The 24,293-nt window shown below is 40.6% G+C and carries 16 protein-coding genes; 7 read left to right on the top strand and 9 right to left on the bottom strand.

All coding sequences use genetic code 11. The annotated features are described in order from the left end of the window. Window positions 1-5: 5 nt before the first annotated feature. From L6469_RS06410 to L6469_RS06425, 4 genes are read right to left on the bottom strand one after another with little or no spacing between them, the layout of a single operon-like run. Window positions 6-596 carry a 7-carboxy-7-deazaguanine synthase QueE gene (locus tag L6469_RS06410; protein WP_006283016.1) on the bottom strand — a complete coding sequence of 197 codons (591 nt, stop codon included), beginning with the start codon at window positions 594-596 and terminating at the stop codon, window positions 6-8. Continuing rightward, on the bottom strand, window positions 583-915 hold the full coding sequence (locus L6469_RS06415) for a 6-pyruvoyl trahydropterin synthase family protein (RefSeq protein WP_006283017.1): 333 nt from the start codon (window positions 913-915) through the stop codon (window positions 583-585). The genes L6469_RS06410 and L6469_RS06415 overlap by 14 nt, the downstream gene beginning before the upstream one ends. 10 nt (window positions 916-925) lie before the next feature. Further along, complete coding sequence (gene dnaG, locus L6469_RS06420; protein ID WP_006283018.1) at window positions 926-2,902, bottom strand: DNA primase; 1,977 nt, start codon at window positions 2,900-2,902, stop codon at window positions 926-928. A 27-nt stretch (window positions 2,903-2,929) separates the two neighbouring features. Then, complete coding sequence (locus tag L6469_RS06425) at window positions 2,930-4,537, bottom strand: GDSL-type esterase/lipase family protein (RefSeq protein ID WP_006283019.1); 1,608 nt, start codon at window positions 4,535-4,537, stop codon at window positions 2,930-2,932. Between the two features lie 258 nt (window positions 4,538-4,795). Here L6469_RS06425 and L6469_RS06430 point away from each other — a divergent pair, with 258 nt between their 5' ends. From L6469_RS06430 to L6469_RS06450, 5 genes are all read left to right on the top strand, one after another. Further along, complete coding sequence (locus tag L6469_RS06430; protein ID WP_006283020.1) at window positions 4,796-5,665, top strand: electron transfer flavoprotein subunit beta/FixA family protein; 870 nt, start codon at window positions 4,796-4,798, stop codon at window positions 5,663-5,665. A gap of 3 nt (window positions 5,666-5,668) precedes the next feature. After that, complete coding sequence (locus L6469_RS06435) at window positions 5,669-6,691, top strand: electron transfer flavoprotein subunit alpha/FixB family protein (protein ID WP_006283021.1); 1,023 nt, start codon at window positions 5,669-5,671, stop codon at window positions 6,689-6,691. A gap of 3 nt (window positions 6,692-6,694) precedes the next feature. Next, window positions 6,695-8,419 carry an acyl-CoA dehydrogenase family protein gene (locus L6469_RS06440; protein WP_074549670.1) on the top strand — a complete coding sequence of 575 codons (1,725 nt, stop codon included), beginning with the start codon at window positions 6,695-6,697 and terminating at the stop codon, window positions 8,417-8,419. A 211-nt stretch (window positions 8,420-8,630) separates the two neighbouring features. Beyond that, window positions 8,631-9,035 carry a hypothetical protein gene (locus tag L6469_RS06445; RefSeq protein ID WP_006283023.1) on the top strand — a complete coding sequence of 135 codons (405 nt, stop codon included), beginning with the start codon at window positions 8,631-8,633 and terminating at the stop codon, window positions 9,033-9,035. 53 nt (window positions 9,036-9,088) lie between these two features. After that, entirely contained in the window at window positions 9,089-9,592 is a 504-nt protein-coding gene (locus tag L6469_RS06450) for a hypothetical protein (RefSeq protein ID WP_006283024.1), read from the top strand. A gap of 21 nt (window positions 9,593-9,613) precedes the next feature. Here L6469_RS06450 and L6469_RS06455 read toward each other — a convergent pair whose 3' ends face one another. The 3 genes from L6469_RS06455 to L6469_RS06465 are packed head-to-tail and all read right to left on the bottom strand — an operon-like array spanning window position 9,614 to window position 12,443. After that, complete coding sequence (locus tag L6469_RS06455) at window positions 9,614-10,729, bottom strand: mechanosensitive ion channel family protein (protein ID WP_006283025.1); 1,116 nt, start codon at window positions 10,727-10,729, stop codon at window positions 9,614-9,616. 26 nt (window positions 10,730-10,755) lie between these two features. Further along, on the bottom strand, window positions 10,756-12,036 hold the full coding sequence (gene dacB, locus L6469_RS06460; protein ID WP_006283026.1) for a D-alanyl-D-alanine carboxypeptidase/D-alanyl-D-alanine-endopeptidase: 1,281 nt from the start codon (window positions 12,034-12,036) through the stop codon (window positions 10,756-10,758). Next, window positions 12,033-12,443 (bottom strand): hypothetical protein, encoded by a 411-nt coding sequence (locus L6469_RS06465; RefSeq protein ID WP_006283027.1) that lies wholly within the window; start codon window positions 12,441-12,443, stop codon window positions 12,033-12,035. Before L6469_RS06465 ends, dacB begins: the two co-directional genes overlap by 4 nt. Window positions 12,444-12,597: 154 nt before the next feature. Here L6469_RS06465 and nadB point away from each other — a divergent pair, with 154 nt between their 5' ends. Next, window positions 12,598-14,187: an L-aspartate oxidase gene (gene nadB / locus L6469_RS06470; protein WP_006283028.1), complete on the top strand. Its 1,590-nt coding sequence runs from the start codon at window positions 12,598-12,600 to the stop codon at window positions 14,185-14,187. Between the two features lie 95 nt (window positions 14,188-14,282). Here the strand turns inward: nadB and L6469_RS06475 are convergent, their stop codons facing one another. Then, window positions 14,283-14,777: an S-ribosylhomocysteine lyase gene (locus L6469_RS06475; RefSeq protein WP_006283029.1), complete on the bottom strand. Its 495-nt coding sequence runs from the start codon at window positions 14,775-14,777 to the stop codon at window positions 14,283-14,285. A gap of 147 nt (window positions 14,778-14,924) precedes the next feature. Between L6469_RS06475 and L6469_RS06480 the strand changes: the two genes are divergently transcribed. Continuing rightward, window positions 14,925-16,583 carry a hypothetical protein gene (locus L6469_RS06480; RefSeq protein ID WP_006283030.1) on the top strand — a complete coding sequence of 553 codons (1,659 nt, stop codon included), beginning with the start codon at window positions 14,925-14,927 and terminating at the stop codon, window positions 16,581-16,583. Window positions 16,584-16,642: 59 nt separating this feature from the next. Here L6469_RS06480 and sprA read toward each other — a convergent pair whose 3' ends face one another. Continuing rightward, on the bottom strand, window positions 16,643-24,286 hold the full coding sequence (gene sprA / locus L6469_RS06485; protein WP_074802857.1) for a cell surface protein SprA: 7,644 nt from the start codon (window positions 24,284-24,286) through the stop codon (window positions 16,643-16,645). Window positions 24,287-24,293: the final 7 nt, after the last annotated feature.

Consider the following 24,293-nt stretch of genomic DNA (forward strand, 5'->3'; position numbering starts at 1 on the left):
TCTTCTTATTTAAATCCAATGAGTTTATGAGTCTGCAAGCTCAAACGCCATTTCGGATGCTGCTCAATATAGGCTACACAAGCAGAAAGAATCTCCTGATTTTTTTGAGCATCTCCTGTATCGCATGGCTGAAGATAATAGTAATAAGCTTTAATACCAAATGTATCTACTTGATGCTCTCCATCAAAGATACACTTCAGCTCATCACATTGAGCTACCTTCACATGCTCTTTTGGCGAAACAGTCAACCAGTCTAATTGCTTTGGTGGTTCCTTCGTTCCATTCGACTCCATTGCCACAAAATAACCAGCAGCATGGAACATATCTATAAAAGCACCATCTACCTGCATCGTAGGTTCGCCACCAGTGAGAATTATCATAGGCTTAGGCTGTCCCGCATCCTTTATTTTATCCTTACGGAGTTCTTCCACCTTATATAATATATCCTCATCGCTCATTTCCTGATAGTCCTTGAAATCGGTATCACAGAACGAGCACTTCAGATTACATCCACTGAACCGAATAAAGATAGCAGCTCTACCAGTATGGCGTCCCTCTCCCTGAAGAGAATAAAATATCTCGTTAATCTTCTTCATAAGTAGCAATATTGTTATCGCTTTCCTGAACAGTTGCTTTATAGCAAGTAGGAATCTGCTCGGTTATCCATCGCGCTATATTCTCGGCTGTAGGGTTGAACGGAAGAACCTCATTTAAATCAGCATGATCCAAGACACCATGAATTCGCTGCTTAATCGCACCGAAATCTTCTACCATGCCATCTTTATTCAGGGTTTTCGACTTACAATATACTTTTATGTGCCAGTTATGGCCATGCACATTACTACACTTGCTCTCATAAGAGAGATTTAAATGGTGACTTGCCGACACCTCTAAACTTTTTTCTATATAATACATATTGTCTTCCTTATTGTATTATTTCATTTCCCAATTTTTTGGCAAGCACATTACGGATGTCTTGCACTTCCTTATATTCCTTCATTACTTCTAATAGTTTATCATCCGGATCGCTGATCGAGAGTTGGTTAATCTGATTTTTCAGATTCTTTAAACGATTCTCCATAAATTCACAACGAAAGTTCAATACTAGTCGAAGTACATTATTTCTTATTTGCTCCTCAGTTGGTTCCGGTTTCAGACTCTTAGAGATTTGTACCTTATCTACACAGAGTTTGGCCGCCAGACCACTGATCTTCAGATCAGGATGCTGCAGAAAATAAGATTCTGATTTGAAGTTTTCTTCCCCAACATGCTGTAAAGCCTCATTGAGTATCTGATTATAACGATCATCATGAAAACGAAGTTGGTCACTTCCCAAATCCAGTCCCACATATTGAGCTAAAGGCAAGCTAATCTCCGATCGGTCTGGTGCAATAATCGTAATTACCCGGTCACCATATCTTACCAACATCTGCACAAGCATCGTCTCGACATGTGAGGCTTGTGAAGATGTTGACTGATTGAACCCAAGCACAGTATCCATAGCCGTTTTCTGCGTCTCGGCAGAATGAAGTTCCACTGTTTCCTGGCTTTGCTGATTAATCTGTCGTTGCTCTTCCTTGATCTTCTCATCTTGCCCTTCTCGGATAAAACGATTCATCGTACTAATCAATGTAGCCTCAGCAATACCGAGTCGCACAGAGCAGTCATGAATATAAGTAGCTCGAATAATCTGATCGGTTATGACAGATACACTAAAGACAATCGAATTGATAGCCTCTGATCGCTTAATGGGGTCGGTTACTCCTTTCAGCAGCACATCAGTCTTAAACTCAATAAAGTCCATCTGATGCTCTTCTACATATTGGCGAAATTCTTCTGCCGTATGACTGCGGGCAAAACTATCCGGGTCATTCCCGTCAGGTAACAAGAGCACCTTTACATTCATACCTTCAGCCAAAAGCATATCGGTACCACGAAGAGCTGCATGGATACCGGCAGCATCACCATCATAGAGCAAGACGATGTTAGAGGTAAATCGATGTAGTAAATGTATCTGATATTTACTCAATGCTGTACCCGAGTTAGCCACAACATTTTCGATACCACTCTGATGCATGGAAATAACGTCTGTATAACCTTCTACCATGTAAACACGGTCTTCTTTGGCTATGGCACGTTTAGCCTGATAGATACCGTATAGTTCGCGTTCCTTATGATAAATCTCACTATCAGGTGAGTTAACATATTTCTGATTTACACCCTTGGTACGCGAATCGAGCACACGTCCACCAAAAGCCACAACCTTACCACTGACACCTATCCAAGGAAACATGGCACGACCAGCAAATCGATCTACTAGTTCACCATGATCTCGTTCATAGCAAAGACCGGTCTTGATAAGGAATTCCCTCTGATAGCCTTCTTGAATAGCAGTTTCTGGCAACTTATTACGCTCAGGAAGGTCAAATCCCAACTGAAACTTCTGAATGATGTCATCACGAAAGCCACGACTACGGAAATATTGCATCCCCACAGCCAGCCCATCGACATCATGATGCAGGATATTCTGGAAATACTTAGCTGCCCATTCGTTGACAATGAACATACTTTCTCGTTCATTTTCCTGCCTTTTTTCTTCTTCGCTTAGTTCGCGTTCCTGTATCTCGATATGATATTTTCGAGCCAGCCAGCGCAAAGATTCCGGATAAGTCATCTGCTCATGTTCCATGAGGAAATTGACAGCATTGCCACCCTTTCCACACGTAAAACAATGACAGATTCCTCTAGCCGGAGAGACATAGAACGACGGTGTGGTGTCATCATGGAAAGGACAGAGCCCTTTATAGTTAGCTCCTGACTTTCGTAATGACACGAATTCGGATACCACCTCCACGATGTTGGTGGCATCCATAATCTTTTGTACTGTCGATCTATCTATCATATAATATATATGGTCTATATTTTGTTTTTATTTCAAATAATCAGCCAGTTTGCTCTTGATTTGTTTCAACCCTCTGGCTATGCTTTGGGCATTCATCTGAGCACCCTTCAGACTGGTATGGGTATGGTCATGATTAAAATACTTCATGGCTTTATCCTTACTTCCGCAATGCTTATCGAGCCAGTCACCTGAAATATTATGTAAATCAAGGAACTCTACACCCGTTGCCTTTACGACCTCACGATACCATTTGCCATAACTGTCGTTTCTACGCTCAATCTTACCATTAGGCCATTCGTTACGAGGTGTCAATGATACCAGTATAGGTGTAGCCCCCTTTTCACGGGCATCATCGATCATTTTTTTCAAATACCATCCAAAACTGTATACCAGTTCATAACGGCCATCTTTCTCCATCTTGTACACATGACAAGTATCATCTGCAGAAGCGATTACACCACGCTCTTTCTTGTCATTAATAGGACAAATGTCATTGTGACCGAACTCAATCAGCACAAAGTCGCCTGGCTGCAAACTGTTATACACCTTTTCCCAACGGCCTTCACGGATATAGCTTCTACTGCTTCTTCCGGCCATAGCTGCATTATAGATGGTAATTTTCTTTTCATTGAAAATGGTGTTAGCTTGAGAACCCCATCCCCACATACCATTTTTATCCTTATCAGCATTCTTTACAGTAGAGTCACCAGTAATCCAAACTACCGGTTTACCCTTCTCACGATTTACGGGCCATGTAGGAAGAGCCACATTAATCATCATATCCTGTAAAGGTTTCAAATCAGGATTACGGCTCGCGGCAATACCCTCTGCCGCAGAGCGTGCATTCATCTGAGCCCCCCATGCACTACTATGGATATGATCCTGATAGAAATGGTACTGCTCTTTCCATTTACTGTAAGAGTCAAGTTTTTGACCACTTATTTCATTCAAATCTACAAAAGGCACTCCTTCTTCAGCAGCCACTACAGCAGCCCAACCTGTCTGCGGCTTACGTATAATCTTTCCCGTCTTTTCATCAAAAGCATCACGAGGAGTAAGCGACATCAAAATAGGATGCGCACCTTTAGCGCGACACTCCGCTATATATCTTCTAAGATATCCACCATAAGAATATACCGTTTCTTCCTCACCGGTTTCCTTAATCTTTACATGCAAGCTATCATTTCCTGTCCCCGGAATAACTGCACGTGCACGACCAGAGTCATAAGGGCCATTATCATTATGTCCGATAGAGATAATTACCCAGTCACCTGGCTTCAAAGCTTGTTCGATAGCAGGCCATAACTTACGGTAGAAAGTACGAGTACTCATACCACCGAGAGCCTGATTCTCCACCGAAATTTTGTTGGCATTAAAATACTGGCTGGCAAAAAAGCCCCAACCCCATTGACCGTTATTACCATTACCAAGGGTACCATTACGCATCGTACTGTTGCCCACTAGGAACAAAACAGGTTGGTTACCTTTACGGGTAGAACCAGGAGCCGGACGAGACATCAATGCCTTAGCGATACTGTCCGGAGTATTATCAACCACCTTGTTGACATCTTCAACAGGGTCAGGTAAATTATCAAATCCAGTTTGAGCCATAGCTCCAGCTGCAATAGCTGACATTAGAGTTATAGATGTAAAAAGTCGCTTCATCTTTTAATAGGTATTTATTATTTTTTATAGGCTTATTATAATTAGGTGCAAAGATAACAAAAAGCAATGAAATGATAAAATCTATACTGCACATTTAGAAAAAAATGTGCACATAAAATAGCACGATGTGCATTTTAAAGCAAATTTATTTGTACAATAATAGAAAATAATGTACTTTTGCGAGGTATTTTTAATAAAACCGATTGATCTTATAAAACACTTTTATATATGAAGTTGAATATTGTAGTACTTGCTAAGCAGGTACCAGACACAAGAAATGTGGGTAAAGATGCCATGACTGCCGAAGGCACCGTCAACCGTGCTGCCTTACCTGCAATCTTCAATCCAGAAGACTTAAATGCTTTGGAGCAGGCCCTTCGTATCAAGGACCAAAATCCAGGTTCTACCGTAGGAGTACTTACCATGGGGCCTCCACGTGCCGGTGAAATTATTCGTCAAGGCCTTTACAGAGGCGCAGATACAGGCTGGTTACTTACCGACCGTAAGTTTGCTGGTGCTGACACCTTAGCTACCTCTTACGCTTTGGCAACAGCTATCCAAAAAATTGGCCATGTAGATATCGTAATTGGTGGTCGTCAGGCTATCGATGGTGATACAGCTCAGGTTGGTCCACAGGTTGCTCAGAAACTGGGTTTAAACCAGGTAACATACGCAGAAGAAGTCGTAAAAATCGAGGATGGGAAAGCTACTATCCGTCGTCACATTGATGGTGGTGTTGAGACTGTTGTCGCTCCTCTTCCTGTTGTAATTACTGTTAATGGCTCAGCTGCTCCTGCTCGTCCATGCAATGCCAAGCTCGTCATGAAGTATAAGTATGCTACTTGCCCTATGGAACGCAAAGGTGACGAACCTTGGACTGACCTTTACGAGACACGTCCTTATCTTACACTCAATCAGTGGAGTGTAGCCGATGTAAATGGTGACGAGGCACAGTGTGGTTTATCAGGTTCACCTACTAAGGTAAAAGCCGTTAAGAACATTGTGTTCCAGGCTAAGGAAAGCAAGACCCTTACAGGAAGTGATGAAGATATCAACAGCCTGATGAAAGAATTGTTAGACGAAAAAATTATTGGCTAATTTATGAATAACGTTTTTGTATATTGCGAAGTTGAAGAAACTACCATTCAGGAAGTTTCTCAGGAACTTCTCACCAAAGGTCGTAAGTTGGCCAATAATCTTGGTGTAGAACTTCACGCTATCGTTGCCGGTACTGGCATCAAGGGTAAGGTAGAAGATCAGATACTGCCTTACGGTGTAGATAAATTGTTTGTTTTCGATGCTGAGGGTCTTTTCCCTTATACATCAGCTCCTCATACTGATATTCTCGTTAATCTGTTCAAGGAAGAAAATCCACAGATTGCTTTGATGGGTGCTACCGTTATCGGTCGTGACCTTGGTCCACGCGTATCTTCTTCATTGACTTCAGGTTTGACTGCCGACTGTACACAGTTGGAAATCGGTGAATACGATGATAAGAAGAGTGGTAAGCACTATGATAATCTGTTATATCAGATTCGTCCTGCTTTCGGTGGTAATATCGTAGCTACTATTGTTAACCCAGACCACCGTCCACAAATGGCTACAGTACGCTCTGGCGTTATGCAGAAGGCTATCTACGATGGCCAGGCTAAAGGCGAAGTCGTTTACCCTGATGTTGCTAAATATGTACCAGAGGCTGACTTTGTTGTGAAAGTTATCGACCGTCATGTAGAAGCAGCCAAGAACAATCTGAAGGGTGCTCCTATCGTAGTTGCTGGTGGTTATGGTGTAGGTAGCAAGGAAGGTTTCGATCTTCTCTTCGAACTCGCTAAAGAACTTCATGGCGAAGTAGGTGCAAGTCGTGCTGCTGTAGATGCTGGTTGGGTAGACCATGATCGACAGATTGGTCAGACAGGTGTAACTGTACATCCTAAAGTTTATATCGCTTGTGGTATCTCTGGTCAGATTCAGCATATCGCCGGTATGCAGGATGCAGGTATTATCATCTCTGTTAACAGCGATCCAGATGCTCCTATCAACAAGATTGCCGACTATGTTATCAATGGCACTTGCGAGGAAGTTCTCCCTAAGCTCATTAAGTATTACAAACAGAATTCTAAGTAAAAAATGGCAAACTATTATACAGATCATCCAGAGATTGAGTTCCATCTGAACCACCCTCTGATGAAGCGTATTGTTGAACTGAAAGAGCGCAACTACGCAGACAAAGATAAATATGCAGATGCTCCAGTTAACTACGAGGATGCTATCGAAAACTACAAGCGCTTACTTGATATTACAGGTGACGTTGCAGCTAATATCATCGAACCAAATTCTGAGAGCGTAGACCTCGAAGGTCCACATCTCGAAAACGGTCGAATGATTTATGCCAGCAAAACTTTCGAAAACCTCGAAGCTACTCGTAAGGCCGGTCTTTGGGGTATCTCTATGCCTCGCCGCTACAATGGCTTGAACCTTCCTAATGTAGTATTCTCTATGGCATCTGAAATTATTTCAGCTGCCGATGCTGGTTTCCAAAATGTATGGTCACTCCAAAGCTGTATCGATACTCTTTATGAATTTGGTACAGAGGAACAGCGTCAGAAGTACATTCCACGTATCGCTGAGGGTGAAACGATGTCTATGGACTTAACAGAGCCAGATGCTGGTTCTGATTTACAGCGTGTCATGCTGAAAGCTACACAGGATGAGGACGGTACATGGCGTCTGAATGGTGTAAAACGTTTTATTACCAATGGTGACTCTGACATTCACTTGGTATTGGCTCGTTCTGAGGAAGGTACACACGATGGTCGTGGTTTGTCTATGTTCATATACGACAAGCGTGATGGTGGTGTAGATGTTCGACACATTGAGCACAAGCTGGGTATACATGGTTCACCTACTTGTGAGCTTACTTATAAGAATGCCAAGGCTGAACTATGTGGTGATCGTAAACTCGGTTTGATAAAATACGTCATGGCATTGATGAATGGTGCACGTTTGGGTATCGCTGCCCAGAGTGTTGGTGTAGAACAGGAGGCTTATAATGAAGCTCTCGCTTATGCTAAAGAGCGCCAGCAGTTTGGTAAGAAGATTATCACTTTCCCTGCAGTTTACGATATGCTCTCTCGTATGAAAGCAAAACTCGACGCAGGTCGTTCTCTTCTCTATATGACAGCACGCTATGTTGATATCTATAAAGCTTTGGAGGATATCTCTCGTGAGCGTAAGTTGACTCCAGAAGAACGTAAGGAAATGAAGTTGTATAGCCGTTTGGCTGATGCCTTCACTCCACTGGCTAAAGGTACAAACTCTGAGTATGCTAACCAGAATGCATACGATGCCGTATCAGTACATGGTGGTTCAGGTTTCATTATGGAGTATAAGAGTCAGCGCTTACTTCGCGATGCTCGTATTTTCTCTATCTATGAGGGTACTACACAGCTCCAAGTTGTTGCAGCAATCCGCTATATCACTAATGGTACTTATCTCAATATCATCAAAGAGATGCTTCAGGAAGAGGTTTGCGACTGCATGAAACCATTACAGGCTCGTGTGGCAAAGTTGGTTGAAGCATACGAAGCTGCCATTCAGAAAGTTAAGGCTGATGAAAATCAGGATGAACATGACTTCTTGGGTCGTCGACTTTATAACATGACAGCCGACATCGTAGAGTCTTTGCTTATTATTGCTGACGCTAGCAAGGCTCCAGAACTTTTCAAGAAGAGTGCTAACGTCTTCGTTCGCATGGCCGAGGAAGAGGTTATCGGTTCAGCTGCCTACATCCAGAATTTCAATGCTGAAGATCTTAAGAGTTTCGTAGCAGAAGATGAGGAAACTGCAGAATAATTGAGAGTTATTTCATATATCAAACTATCGGCGAATCCAAACAACTGGGTTCGCCGATTATTTTTTATAAGAAACGCTACGCACGAACGGTATTACATCACTTAATAACTATTTTTATCAGAAACAGATGATTTATTTTGAATAAATTTATCTACCTTTGTTTTGAATTATGAATTTGCGATTCATATTATTAACAAAGAATCAATAAACAATGAAAAAAGCAATATTGCCTATTATAGCTATCATAGTTGCAAGTACATTTGCTATAGGATGCAAAATGGCTCCAAGTCAAAATGATGGCGATACCGTAGCAGCATCCGTTTTTGAGCCTGCTCAAATACACCAAAAAATAAGCAAGTCTACAGTCAAAGATTCAACAGTACAAGACAGTTCAAATATCTTTATTATAGGTGAAGGGTCAGATAAGAATAATCTACAACTTATTAGCTATCCATCACGACAAGATACTACACTCTATTGGAAAAGCAAGCATATCAAGGTAAAAGGCAATGCTGATTTCGGACAAATAGTACGTGTAGGCTTTATGCCAATCAACCATGGTGACAGTACTGTAAATATCGTTACATCTGTAGAAGAATATAACACGGTAGAATAAATCATACTATCGGGCGACATTCTAATAAAGCTAAGTCGTATAGAAAATACAACATGAAAACGAAATATAATATTAGACTAGCAAACGAGCAAGATATCCACAATATACTCCTCGTTATGGATGAAGCAAAGAAAATTATGCGCTCATCTGGAAATTTACATCAATGGAGTGATGGTTACCCTTCAGCTGATATTATCCGACATGACATTGCCTTAGGAGGTGGATACGTGATAGAAGAAGCTTTTCGAATCGTAGGCTATTTCGCTCTATTACCTTCCCCTGACCCAACATATGCTGTTATCAACAATGGAAAATGGCTTGAGGAGTCTCTCCCCTATCATGTCATTCACCGTATTGCAGGTGTACCCAATGCTCACGGTATCTTCCAAAGCACCATGGATTTCTGCTTCCAAATTGATTCAAATATACGTATTGATACTCATCGCAATAATACCATCATGCAACATAATCTACAGAAGCATGGCTTTACTTATTGCGGTATTATCTATCTGGAAAATGGCGATGAACGATTAGCTTACCAAAAAATAAAGCCATAAGCATCTACTCGTCACAAGGTGCTATTGCTCTGGATACTGCTCATAAAGTTTTACGTCGAAATCTGCAGCAAGAGCATAGATATGTTCCATAATACTAGCCAAATGCTCTTCATATACTTTCCACTCCTTGTATTTCAAGAAGAAATACACTTCAATAGGAATACCACTTTGGGTACCTTCCATTTGGCGAACCATAATAAGCATATTGGCATTAACAGCTTTATGGGTTTCTAAGTATTTTTTGATTGCTGCCCGATACTGACCAAAGTTTGTATCCTTCCCCTCATTAACTCGCTTGATAGAATGACAATCGAGATAAAACTTTCGTTGTACACGACGACCCGGACTCTGTTGCATACCTATCCAGTTTTGGAAAGAACCGGTAACTAAGGTTGTAGGACTAATCGTTACTATGGTATTATCAAAATTCTGAACCTTAACCGTGGTCAAGGTAATATCCTTAACAATACCATTGGCAGGTGTACCTGGCACGGTAATCCAATCACCACGATGTACCATATCATTACTATTTAAGCGAACACCTGAAGCCAAACCGGTAATGGTATCTTTGAAAATCAACATGAGGATAGCACTAGTAGCACCCAATCCTGCAAAAAGAGTCATCGGATTTTTTCCCAATACGATAGCAACAACGACAACAGTCGCTACAAAATACATCGCAATTTTGAGAACACCGCAAAAGCTACGCATGTATTGTTGAATACTCTTACGATTAGGCTGGTCATCCAAACGGTTAAAACCATCAATAAAAACCACCAAAGTACGGGTACTCATAACCGTAATATAGATAGCAGTGGCACGTTTTAATAATTCCCGGACAAAAGGATACTGATAAAAGACAAGAGGCAACAATACCCAAATCACGATGGCAGGCACAATGTGGCAAGCACTGAGAAGTACCTTATCACTAAAAATGATATCATCCCATTTCACCTCTGTATGTGCGATAATCTTTTTGAACAATGGCACTAACAGCCGACGACACAACAAGCCAGCCACCCACGACAATAAAACTGCAAATAGTATCATGACACCGTGCCGAATTATCGGAACAGCAATACCATTGATACCCGTCAAATTGATAAGTTGTTCTACAAATACTTTTATATCCTCCATACGATGTTTGACTGTTTATCTTATCATTACTGTGGTTGGCACAACAAAGTACAAACCTTATCTTGGAAGTTACGGCCGTTTTTACCATGCATTACACCCTGATTAATAATGGCAAAACACAGGTTGTGCCCATTAGCGGCCTTACAATAACCGGCCAAACTACTGATACCCGTAACCGTACCCGTCTTAGCATATACATTACCATGAGTAAAACTGCCATGCATACGTTTCTTCAAAGTACCATCTACACCTGCTATTGGCAAAGCCGGATGTAAATGCAGATAGATGTTATTATTATTGAAGGCATAACGCAAGAGCTTTATTTCTAGTTCTGCCGACACATAATTGTATAAAGAAAGTCCACTACCATCAGCAAACTTATAGCGAGACGGATCCAGACCTACTTTCTGTACTAATTTCTTTTCTACCCAACGAGCGCTCTTAGCAGAAGCTGGTCTATTACCTGTACTGGCTGCCATCTGGTAAAAAAGACACTCAGCATAAAGATTATCGCTTTCCTTAAGCATACGCATTAATATCTGATCGATAGAGTGGCTACGAGTAGAAATGGTATAAGCTTCTGATGGACAAGTCTTATTACTATAGGTATAGTAAGAACAAACGATACTATCCTCATGAATCTTACTCATAAATCGATCCATAAACTGATCTTTGCGTCCAAGTAATAGAGGGGTAAGTACAGGATTATCATCATCCCAACACCAACCTTCACCAAATTTATTACTATCTTTAAGCGATACATCAGCATAAATATGGCCACGAATAGTATCTATACCCATCTCTCGAAGACTCGACACCATCGCTTTCATATCATCATTATTAAATCGGGGATCCATACCACCTACACAATATAGATCGCCATTAAGACAATGATTATCAATAGTACCGGTATATTTCAATTGTGTCTTAAACTGGAACGAGCCTCCCAGACGATCGATAGCTGCAATAGCAGTAATTACCTTCATCGTACTCGCCGGACGAAGGAGCTGACGCTCATTATGCTTATAGATACAACTGTCCGCAGTAAGATCCCATACCATAAGACCCAACTGTGACGTATCAAACATACTATGCTGTAGTAAATGATCTAATTGTCGCTGAACAGATTCTGGCCAAGGTAAACGGATGCTATCTACGGCAAGAGTATCTGTAAAGAGAGTATCTGCAACAAGCGTATCGTCATCGTCAATCACCTCTTCGGTCTGCGCCCAAACCTGACAATTAAAAATACAAAGTAAGCATAATACCCAGAATCCTTTCTTACTCAATCTTTTCAATTCTTTCATTTCTTTTTTCTCTTCTGAAGTTCGGCTAAGAAAGCCTGATCATCTTCCGGCTGAAAACTCGCCATATTACCCTCACCATACTCAATAAGAATAAAGTGAGAAAGACGAAATGCTGTCGGAAGGATACATACTTTTTTAATTTCAGGAACCGGGATGTTCACATTTCTTGAAAATCGCCCCTTATCAACGATAAGAAACTCGGTTTCTTCATCACGATCAATCGGCTTTACCCGCTTAAAGGTATATGTCGTATGGAGAACACGCTCTATCATACCCACAACTATAATCATCAGAAACAAACCGACAAGAGCCTGTTTCTGCCAAAAAAACCAAAAAGCCAACAAAACAAATACAGTTATGCCACTTTTGGCAGCTATGGTAAATCGCTGATGAAATAGTCTATCCACAGTTAAGAAATCATTATATGCATTGGTGTCAATTTTTTAGCAAACCGACACATCCATTTGCAAAATTACAAAAAAAATACTTTTCGTGTGTGCTTTCTGCTGATAAATTCGTACTTTTGCAACTAGTTTAACAAACAACCATTATAATTTAATCATGGTTTATAAATATGATTTCCTCATTATCGGCTCAGGTATTGCCGGAATGAGTTATGCCTTAAAGGTTGCGAAAGCACATAAAGGCAAAATATGTATGATATGTAAAACCTCATTGGAAGAAGCGAATACTTCCTTTGCACAAGGCGGTGTAGCTTCAGTGACCAACCTTGAGGTCGACAATTTTGAGAAACATATCCACGACACAATGGTAGCTGGTGACTTCATCAGCGACAAAGAAGCAGTAAAACAGGTTGTAGAAAAAGCTCCTTCACAAATTAAGGAACTCGTAGACTGGGGAACTAACTTCGACAAAATGCAGGACGGCCGCTATGACCTCCATCGCGAAGGTGGACACTCTGAGTTCCGCATCCTACATCATGCAGATGATACAGGTGCCGAAATACAGAGAGCCCTCATGGAAGCTGTCCGTACTAACCCTGACATTGAAATCAAGGAAAACCATTTCGCCGTAGAAATTATTACGCAACACCATTTGGGAGCGCGGGTTACTCGTCGCACTCCTTATATCAATTGTTACGGTGCTTACGTTCTCAATCCTGAGACCGAGAAAGTTGACACATACCTAAGTAAGGTAACAGTGATGTGTACCGGTGGATGTGGTGCTGTATATCAGACCACAACCAATCCTGTAATTGCCACAGGCGATGGTGAAGCTATGGTATATCGCGCTAAGGGTACCGTGAAGGATATGGAGTTCGTACAGTTCCACCCTACTTCATTATATCATCCTGGCGAAACCCACCCAGCCTTCCTTATCACAGAAGCTATGCGTGGCTATGGTGGTATTCTGAAGCTACCTAATGGCGAAACTTTCATGGAAAAATATGATAAGCGATTGAGTTTGGCTCCACGCGATATCGTAGCTCGTGCCATTGATAAGGAGATGAAGATTCACGGTCTCGATCACGTTTGCTTGGATGTTACTCATAAAGATCCAGAAATGACCAAACATCACTTCCCAAATATCTATACCAAATGTCTTAGCATCGGTATAGACATTACCAAGGAAATGATTCCTGTTCGCCCTGCTGCACATTACATGTGTGGTGGTATCAAGGTAGACTTGAACGGATGTTCAAGTATCAACGGTCTCTATGCTCTGGGCGAATGTTCTTGTACAGGTCTACATGGTGGAAACCGATTGGCAAGTAATTCTCTCATCGAAGCTGTAGTGTATGCAGATGCTGCTGCTAAACATAGTATCGAGCACGTAAATGACTACGACTTTAATGAGAAGGTACCTGAATGGAATGACGAGGGTACATTGACTAATGAGGAAAAGGTTCTGATTACCCAAAGTATAAAAGAGGTAGGACAGATTATGAGTAACTACGTCGGCATCGTACGTAGTGACCTCCGACTGAAACGTGCTTGGGATCGTCTCGACTTGCTTTATGAAGAGACCGAGAACCTATTTAAGCGTGTCAAAGTAAGCAAAGAACTTTGTGAGCTTCGTAACATGATTAATACAGGTTACCTTATTACCCGCATGGCTATCGAACGAAAGGAGAGCCGAGGTTTGCATTATACTGTAGACTACCCTGCTCACGCATACGACAAAAAATAATTGAGAAACTTACATATTTTAACGGCTGGCTTACCTTTGCGTAAGTCAGCCGTTAATTCTTTGTTTTACCTTACACTCTTATAAGAGCACTTGAGCTAAGCGTCTGCAAAAGTCTTACCATCTTCAAGAGTGACTTTCAACTTATTATATTCACAGTGAAAATCATTCTTTAGGCGATCGAGGTATCGGGCACACTCCCACTTGCACATAGGTAAATCGTGCAACAAATAATTACCACAAGTATCAGGAGTTGTAGCAGGCACCTCTGTCTGGGTGAGAATCCACTCCAGACACTCTATGGTCAGTTCACGCATATCATATACAGAATAAGTTCCTGTCATAATGATATACATACCCGTGAGACAACCCATCGGACCAACATATACCACATCATCTTTCACTCTTGAATTGCGAAACCAAGTTGCCATCAAGTGTTCGATGCTATGAATAGCCGCTGGAGCCACAGCTGGTTCCTTATTTGGTTCTGTTATGCGCAGGTCGAAAGTAGTGAAATTTCGATCTACTCGTGACACATAAATACCAGGCTTCAAGCAGGTATGATCAATCGTAAAACTTTGTATTACTTCCATAATTCTTATTATTTACAGTGCAAAGGTAATAAAAATAATCACATGATGCAATGTTTTAATAACTTTGATAAATATCAGTATTTTTTTCAAGGGACATCAAATATTTATTTGTAACTTTGCAGTAAAATAAACATCTATTTATTTGATATGATGAGAAAAAAATTAGTGGCTTTGGCTATGCTTTGTTTGTTCTCTATGCCAACAACAAGCATTGCTGCAGAGAGCCGTCAACCTGCTATTACCTTTCTAGGTGACCGTACAGTTATCTATCCTCAAGAGCTCAAACTTCATGACGAAGAGAGTCTACTTGACGTACTTTTAATGTTTCCCGAATTAATCTCTTCTGGATTCGAGGATAATCTGCAGGTGTATCAGGCAGACGGTGCCTTATCCAACTACGAACTTCGCATCAATAATATCCCGATGACTGTAGATCAAAGACTTTTTCTTACACGTACAAAAGCCTCTGACTTTAAAGAGATAAGAATTTGTGATCATCCTGGTGTGGCCAAAGGTACATCAGGCTTTAAGCATGTTATCGACTTGGTTCCTGTCAAGTATAACAAGGGAGTAGAAGGTTCTGTAGAAGTACAAGGGGGACAACATTCTTATTTTTCTCCTTCGATTACAACTAAGATAGGCACTCAAAATACGAATATTTTTGCTAATGCTAGTTATGGCTATCAGGATTTTAATCACATTACGCAACGCAAGACATATGCTGGTATTCACCTAAATTCTCAATTAAGAAACGGTGATATTCTCACTACTGCTCTCAATGGCTCGGTGAGCAACCAACATGCAACACCCCCTATAGAACCAGAAAGATATCAGAATGGTAATTATGTATTTGAAATTGATTATAGTCATGATTTCAATGAAAAGGGTACCAATCTGCTTCTGATAGCACAGAATATGTATAGTAGAGAGACCAGTCGCTACCATTATAACTGCCCTGTAGCCGTAATCGAACTCAACACCCCTATCCTAATTCCGAATCTATGGATGATGCTCGGTTTTGAGGCTGATTTTCTCTTCGAAAATCACTTAGAACCCATTACCGGTGACGGTAATGCTTGCCTAAATACTTTCTATTATAACTATTATATTCAGCTGGACTATAAGCTTGGCAAATTTGATTTTTGCTTGGGTGACCGATTTGTAGATACTCATTACAACGCCCACCGATACTTGGGTTTAACTAGTGAAAACAAGGGATACAATCACTTTATTGCCAGTGCAGTATACCATTTCGACCAGAAAAATCAACTTCAGTTGGCATATTATCATAAATATACCATAATATCTGATTTCATTGGCGAAACTTACACTCGCAAACAGGCTGCATTGACAGGACTACCTCTGCCTGAATGGTCAGATACGGGCATCAACTTCTTCAAATTGGGTTATTCATATAGTTCGCATCCTTTCGTGTTTAACATGAATACCAACTATTTCAGATGGAAAGATACGGATTATGCTTCCGCGGATGTTTCTGTCACTTGGCGAAAGAACATCGCTTCCATCAATACGGGAGCACATTATTACCATGGTGCCAACGGAAATAATTACGGCGTATTCCAAGTGAATCCTGCTTTATATTTACCTTCTAACTGGAAACTGGCAATACAGACGTTCTTCTTCACAAAGAACGCACCTCAACGTAATAATGACAATACCTGTGCCTATGGTAATCTTGAGATTCACAAGGTATTTCAAAAAAAGTGGGAACTACTTACACAATGGCACGATATTTTTTCAAGCCATTACAATGCTTTTCTGGCAGGCATACAATATCGATTCTGATAGACATATATTTAATTAAGGGGCGCTACCTCATTGTGAGATAGCGCCCCTTATTAATGTTAGCGTGTTAAACTAAACTTGATACTTAATCCAAAGTCTTGTGTAGTAGTAGGATAACTGCTACTGGTGAGCAATGGATTATTCGTTTGGCGATCATAATAGAAACTCATCGTAAGTAATCGACTTAAAGTATAGTCGGCACTAAAACTAAGTTTAAAGGCCGTATTACCACTGCTTGCCGTACTGGTAACTGTACGAATATCACGTGTGATAGATGCCTGATTACGATAGCTTACATCCAAACGAAGATTCAAGTTACGATTAGCCTGTCCCTTGGTGGTATTGCCAGATGTACTCTTGCTGCTATTCGAGTTCGTAGTATTATTACCAGACTTGCTACGACTTTTTATCTTACGACTACCACCAAAAAGATTAAAGTCGTTAATCTTATAGCCCATACCAACTACCCAGTCTTTACTACTAGCCTGATTCAACTGAACACTGGTCATACTTAAACTCAATACACGAGTAGAACGATACTCCACCTTAGCCGTGAGGTTATTGTTGAACGTCATATCCACACCCAGTAATGGTGAGAACGATTCACTAATACTTACTGTAGAGATATCATACATACTCTTAGGAGAAGGATCGCCTGTAGAACTGTTGATAACAAACCCCCAGCCATTCATGTACTCCTGATAATTGCTATAGCTATTATAACTACCCACTGTATAAACACTTCTATAGGCATGATTAATATTGACGCTCTTGAAATGATCTCTGAACCAAGGTAACTTACCTAATCCACTATATCGCATGGACCAGTTAGGTAATAGTTTTGCCAAGGTTGGGAAAATATTCAAAGAACCTCCACCATTAGCATAAGTCTTCAAGAATGCAGGTATCATGACATCAGCACTATATTTATCTACAGGTGTCTCCGTTGCACTGAATTCCTTACCTGCCAAAGTTGAACCTGCAGGGTATTGAGAACCCGTATACTGAGCTTCTACCATCTTTTGGAATGATTCCAATGAATTACAGAATTTCTCAAAACTCTTGCTATAGAAACCGTTATTGGCATCACCAATACCCTCGAAGGCACTTTTCAGCGAAATCGTGGTCATGGAGAAAGTTCCGCTTTCTGTGGTAGGTGTACTCGAATAAACATACTCCATACTTCTTGAACGCGTCTGAGTACGAGTAGCTGACAAATCTATCTTCAAGTTCTTAATCGGTTCGAGTGTCATGCGAATCTGTAAATCTTCAGAAGAACTAGATGTTGCTGGGGTTGCCATCGTGGTATCACTTAATAGCCAACCATGATCTCGAGCTTTAGTTATATAACTATCATCTACGAGACCGAAAGCAAAATCGAGTCCAGGAGAATAAACGCCAGAACCTTTCGTCTGGCCCAAGAAGTTACCGACATAAGGCATAAAACCTGGCAACGTAAGCGAATACTGATTACGATAACTTACATTGACATTGCGAACCATCATCATAACACGCGCAGCACTTTGAGCAAACTTATACCATTTCTCATCGTCGAGCGGAGTCTTAGGCGTTACGATAACTTTTACCTTCTGAGCTGAGTCTACCTTATTCTTAATGATAATCTTGTTCTTACCATCTTTTTTAAATTTCAATGGGAAAACTTTACCGTCCACAGTACGAGCTGTCACCATAAGACGATTAGAATTCTTGCCATGCTGCAGACTGATAACAGTATCAGGAAGAAGAGTTATTTCTTTTTCGAAACTTCTTCGATTCTGAGGAAGGGCTTTCTTCTGCTCTTTAAGTTTACGATCGGCTAGGAGCTTTTTCACAGCTTCATCACCATCTTTACCGGCAGCAATGGCTTCCTGACGTACCTTAACCTCCTCTTCTTTCAATTTCTTTTCTTCCGCTTTTCTCTTTTCACGCTCTTTCTTTTTCTGTTCCTCTTTCTGACGTAAACTTGCCGTACTGACATTCTTTTCAAAACGCTCGTTCGCCTTTTTCAAGAATGGTATATGGTTATACAACTTCACCATATTCATGGTAGAGTTTATTGTATAGGTACGATTCGTTGTTATCTTATTACCCGACCACACACTATCGCTCTGAGTACCACGCTCCCAATTGTAATTAGAGGTATATGAACCATCCGCATTCAACCAGTCAAATACAGGAATCAAATTTAATGGAACTTGATACTGCAACTTAAAATTCTGCTGATACGTAATAGGAGTACCCATACGCTTGATACTTTGCCATACCGAATCACGCCACACCTCATAATCATCTGGATAAAGGTCTTTGTTAACAGGACGGTCTGGTTCTTGAATTTCTGCATCCGTAGCACTCTGGAAATTCATGTGCAGGTTTTTAGTGAGATCCCAACGCAAAGAGAACTCACGGTTCCATCGGAAATCTGAGCTATACTGCAAAGGTAACTGGGCATTCTCTGTTGCATCTAAATCGCGCTCTTGTAACTCGTCATAAATACGAGTCATATCCGTATTGAAAGCTACATTTTGAGGCAACCAGTTGAGACCAAAACGTCGAAATATATCAAGCCACTTACTCTTATTTTTGAGCTTTTTGAAAGGCTCCCAAGCTTTATAAACTGGACTCCAGTTATAATTCACACTACCTTTCCAGTTATCTGTAGTCTGATAAACCGTTGTCTCACCTGATGTACGTGAGTGAGAATGTGCATACGAGAACGTAAAGTTAGCTGGATCATACGGCATCGGATGACGCTTCGTGCTAATACCAATACGGGCATTAGAAATAGCAAAGTTGGTATTGGTGGTTTTAGTGATGGCAATATCACGAAGACTATCCTTTGCAGCCTCATCAGCTAAGGCATCAAGTGCATCCTCCAGTTTCATATCCGTATCCAACGGATTATAACGTGGCGTTGAGGTTTCTTTGGTAACACTATAATAAAAAGGTATAGAGATCTTTGCTTTATCAGGAAAGAACTTACCCAACTGCAAACTTGTTGTGAACGAGTAAGACGCATCTGAAGCTGTACTTCGCGAAGCAACGCCATCTTCAAGACCACCAAAGCCATCAGAAATATAAGTTCCACGAGCATTAACACTTCCTAAATCTGATAACTGAACATCGAGTTTACCATTAGCAGCCCAACCTCCGTCATTTGTATAATCAAGTACACGAAGTTCGTTAACCCAAACCTCACCACTCTTTACTGTACTTGAATTATTACGCACACCTATCATGATGGTCTTGATCTCACCCAAACTTGGATTACCCTTGATACTGACACGATTATTCGGATAATCAGTATCATACTCACTATACTCTACTGTATATGAGGCGGTACCTTGTGCCTTCTTAATATTTCGATTGTTCTTCAACTGAGTAAAGAGCGAAAGCGTAATATTCATCATATTATTTTCGGGCCACACAGCCTGACAATCAGCTAAAGAGTAACGACTGTACTGACGCGCCTCTGTCAAATCTAATGGTATCTCGTATTCATAATAGTTGTTACGATAATCACTTCCAAAACGAATGAAGACAGACATTTCCTTATCTTTCAAATTGGTAGTATTATTCTCAAAGGCATTAGCATGCGTAAACATCTGAATACGTTTGTATTCACGCAAGTCGAGATTGGTATTCTTATAAACAGCGTGTGCTTCTCCTGAAGCAAAATTATTTGCCTCTAACTGAAGTGAGCGCTCATCCTCTTGGGTTAGCTGACTCTGCGTTGGGTCGGTACTACGGCTAATACCGGGTGGGAGAATATAGTTAACCGGCTCCTTGGTATTATTCTCTTCGATACTGACTGAACTCACATTCATAATACCTGATGAAGAGCTACTTAATGGCTGCTCATAAGAACGCCAGTCGCCACGCATAAGATAGAAGTTAGCCAAACGTAAAATGATAGGTTTTTCGAAATCTGACAAATAAACTCGCATAAAGCGAATATTTGAGAAGTCTGAGATACTGCCCACCTGAGTATATCCTGAAGAAAGAGGAATACGGAACTTATACCAAGTTACACTATCTCTGTCACCATTGCGCAATCGACTTGACACCGTATGCGTATCGACAATATACTGATTACTGCTGACAGACATTTTTGTAGGGTCGAGTGGCACCTTGTACTCATAATAGCGGTCGTTCTCATTCAGGGTATAATCCTGATTAATATCCTCAACATCAGGAGTAGTCTTGTATGATGTACTGTAACTCTCGGTATCATTATCACTATCAGGTGAATTGCCCTCTGGATTATTGATACGCTTATAACGATCAAGAATGGAGGTACGCTGCTGATCATAGTCAGAACCTCGGAAATAGTGATAATGGTCATTAGCAGGGTCTGGATAGATGACATTTTGGAAAACAGAGTCACTAACTACCCCCTTGACAGTATTGAGGTAATCTGCAAAAGTTTCTCGTTCTTCTTCATTCGTTAAACCATTAAAGCCCACATCCTGCTTTGCACGACTTCCTGAGGAAGTAGCAAAAGAATAAGTAATGGTAGCATTCTTTGGTATCTTACCCCACTGGGTAGTTTCATAAGAACCTGTACCATCTACAGACATACCACTCTCGTAGAATTTCTGTCCATCCTTGAGCACATCCTCACTAATTTCACCTAAATTAAAATATAGATTACCCCCATAACTCAAATCATTCTCATGACCGATAAATGGGTCCATCATCCAAAACTCGATATACTCAATATTAGCAGATTCAAAGTCCGTAGTATTCAGTTTACGCATGAAACCACCCCAATGACTCTTTGGATCATCTGCCAATGTACCATCCTGATTTAATAAGGTACTAAAATTATATGGTCCACGCTCTTGTGGGTAATAAGCAATATTAAACAAGTTAAGCGTCGTAGATTCACCATTATACGAACTAACTTCCTTATTTGGGAAGAGTTCGTTAACATACCAGGCACGACAATATGGATTGCTCAACTGATCAAGATCACTCTTGATATGAGAAGGTGTGAGCGAACTACTGGTACGTGTAAACAGGTTATCAATATTATACCAAGCTATTTGACTACGCTTATACCCACTGCTCAAAGAGGTTTTATCACTGTAACCCCAACCATGATTTCCGTTGTCATAAGGAGTACTAGACAACATCCAGGCTACTGGTGAATTTAAATCTATACCATTGGTTGAATTCTCGAAGTCATCAATATAAGATGCATTATCTTGAGTACCACTTACCTGACCAGCAATAAGTTGAGCAAACTCACCCGTAAACGAAATCTTTGAAGGCTGGGTAACATGCAAGAATGGTATCTTATTCAACATATCAGTAAGCCACTGACTTTCCTTGTTCCAATTAATATTTATACCCCATAAAGTATTGTTGAGCGGCTCTGAGCCCATAGTAACCTTAGAAGTAAGTGCCTGTTCAGATAAATGCTGAATAGTACCGCTCATTTGAAGACTCTTAGAGAAATCATATTCCCAGTTTAAGCCAAACATCGTTTTCCGAATTTGACCATAATCGGTATTACTGGCAAAGGATACATTCACATTGGTACCAGCATCTATAATACTTTGATTAAGAATAGTAACTTCACCTGCACTATAATCGATACTATAGTCAGAACCCTCTGTAAGAGTAACACCACCAGCAGTAACTATCACACTTCCCTGTGGAACATTTACTGCTCCCAACGAGATGACATTTGCAGAGGTACCACGGAAAGAACCCGTAAGAATGTACTTATCCTTCTCTGCATTCTGCATGGCTATCGTCTTAGTAGCATCATACAAATCACTGAAATTATACTTTTCTGCAACATCTGCTGAAACACCCTTACTTATCAAGAATGCCTTCATGTCATCACCAAAAGGTTCTACTCGAGGCAAAAATACACGACCATTACTTACAGTATAACCCTCAATATAGTCGAAAGCACCATTACTGCGTACCTTATTGTTATTATCCAAGCGATCAGCACCTACGGCCTTGATTAAGGTATAATCCTTCACTTGCGATTCTGGAATATAACTCAAATAGACACCGGTAGTATCGCTCTGATACTTAATATTCAACTTAAAATTACTCTTTTCGACAGAAGAAGCTAGATAATATACATTCTTCATCATCAATTTCCAGTTTCTCTGTGAAGGAGAATTAGTAGAATTTTTCAATGATTTTACCAAAAGAGCATCACCGGCGTTAGTCTTCTCACTGGCAAACTCACCTACCTGATAAGTCTGTCCTCCATAAGTAAATGAATAAGCTACAGCCAGAACTTGGTCGGTCTGCAATCCGGATTTCAAAGAAACAAATCCTAAATAAGGATTATAGCTATATTCTGAGGATGACAATAGGCGAGCACTTTCCAGTTTCTCAAAATCAACGCCACTTACCATATTCATTCCCTCCAAAGTGGAAGTAGCTTGTCCGATATCACGTACACCACTCATTGTACTCAAAGTAGCATACTCATCATTTGCGGTATTGGAAGGCAAACTCCAACTTGAAGAATCTGCAGACAAAGGTCTATCACCCAAACCCGTCAAAGCGACAATATTACGCGTATTGGAAGTAGTACCTGTCTTATTGGTTACCCAAATTTCAATTTTAGTAATATTGATTCCCGTAGAAATATTTGGGAGGCGTGACATTGCTTGATTGTAAATGCCTCTGAAATAGTGAGATAAGAAGAAATGGCGATTTTCTTCATAGTTAGCTGCATCTATCTCGAACGGAGTAGTCTGCACACCACCTTTTGAACTAACACTTTTATTATTCGATTTTTTCTGTGATCCAACCATCTGCAGTTTTAATTTACCAAACTGCATATCTGTACGCAAACCGAAAAGACTGCTGGCACTGGAAATCAGCGAAGAATTAGACGGGAAACTAACATTACCCGCTTCTACAAGTTTGATGATTTCATCCTCCTTACCATCATATTTCAACTTCATATTCTGTGCGTCGAAGTCGAACGTAGCATCGGTGTTGTAATTCAAGTTCATATTAACCTTATCACCAATCTTACCATTGACACTCAAATTAATTTTCTCATCAAAATCAATCTGGGTAGTATGACGATTGTTAACAGGAAGTGAAGGGTTATCCACATCCTTGATGGTTGCACCCATTTTCAATTCGGCAGTACCTTGCGTACGGACACGGACTCCCCCAGGACCAAAAATTTTCTCAGCTGGCCCCAAATCGAAGTGCATATCACTGAAATCGAACTTATCCTTACCTTTACGTTGGAAAATCTCGTCATTCTTTGAACGGTAGAAGCGAAGACGAGCTTCTGTCTCACTCCACTTGAGATACTCTTCAGGAGTCATCACTATCGGAGTTGTTATCCATGTATTTCCTATTTTATTACCTATAATATAACGATTAATCGTATCATTATAGACCACCTCATATTTCAGATTATCAGGACGACGCAAATCTGTTGCATTCTGAGACAAATCGGCTGTTGTTATCGGCTGGATTCGCTGAATCTGCCAACGCGGATGCAACAGAGAATCAGGAATCGAATCCTCATAAACCAATATCGGCTGGGCTTTTACACCAATAACTTTCTTTTTCTCGTCTTCTTTCTGTTGTTGCTTATTTCTTTGCCTATTATTCTGGAGTATAGGCATAGCTATCGTATAACTAATAGCTGCCACCATCAGTAATACAATACTCAGAAGTCTACTAAGCTTCAGTTTATCCATGCCTATA

This window comes from Segatella baroniae B14, assembly GCF_022024235.1.
In the GTDB taxonomy this organism is placed as follows: Bacteria; Bacteroidota; Bacteroidia; order Bacteroidales; family Bacteroidaceae; genus Prevotella; species Prevotella bryantii.

Coding starts and splice junctions, on each gene's coding strand:
- L6469_RS06435 (WP_006283021.1), top strand. CDS start 5,669: ATGAATAACGTTTTTGTATATTGCGAAGTTGAAGAAACTACCATTCAG.
- sprA (WP_074802857.1), bottom strand. CDS start 24,286: ATGGATAAACTGAAGCTTAGTAGACTTCTGAGTATTGTATTACTGATG.
- L6469_RS06480 (WP_006283030.1), top strand. CDS start 14,925: ATGATGAGAAAAAAATTAGTGGCTTTGGCTATGCTTTGTTTGTTCTCT.
- dacB (WP_006283026.1), bottom strand. CDS start 12,036: ATGAAAGAATTGAAAAGATTGAGTAAGAAAGGATTCTGGGTATTATGC.
- L6469_RS06445 (WP_006283023.1), top strand. CDS start 8,631: ATGAAAAAAGCAATATTGCCTATTATAGCTATCATAGTTGCAAGTACA.
- L6469_RS06425 (WP_006283019.1), bottom strand. CDS start 4,537: ATGTCAGCTATTGCAGCTGGAGCTATGGCTCAAACTGGATTTGATAAT.
- L6469_RS06410 (WP_006283016.1), bottom strand. CDS start 596: ATGAAGAAGATTAACGAGATATTTTATTCTCTTCAGGGAGAGGGACGC.
- dnaG (WP_006283018.1), bottom strand. CDS start 2,902: ATGATAGATAGATCGACAGTACAAAAGATTATGGATGCCACCAACATC.
- L6469_RS06430 (WP_006283020.1), top strand. CDS start 4,796: ATGAAGTTGAATATTGTAGTACTTGCTAAGCAGGTACCAGACACAAGA.
- L6469_RS06455 (WP_006283025.1), bottom strand. CDS start 10,729: ATGGAGGATATAAAAGTATTTGTAGAACAACTTATCAATTTGACGGGT.
- L6469_RS06440 (WP_074549670.1), top strand. CDS start 6,695: ATGGCAAACTATTATACAGATCATCCAGAGATTGAGTTCCATCTGAAC.
- L6469_RS06450 (WP_006283024.1), top strand. CDS start 9,089: ATGAAAACGAAATATAATATTAGACTAGCAAACGAGCAAGATATCCAC.
- nadB (WP_006283028.1), top strand. CDS start 12,598: ATGGTTTATAAATATGATTTCCTCATTATCGGCTCAGGTATTGCCGGA.
- L6469_RS06475 (WP_006283029.1), bottom strand. CDS start 14,777: ATGGAAGTAATACAAAGTTTTACGATTGATCATACCTGCTTGAAGCCT.
- L6469_RS06415 (WP_006283017.1), bottom strand. CDS start 915: ATGTATTATATAGAAAAAAGTTTAGAGGTGTCGGCAAGTCACCATTTA.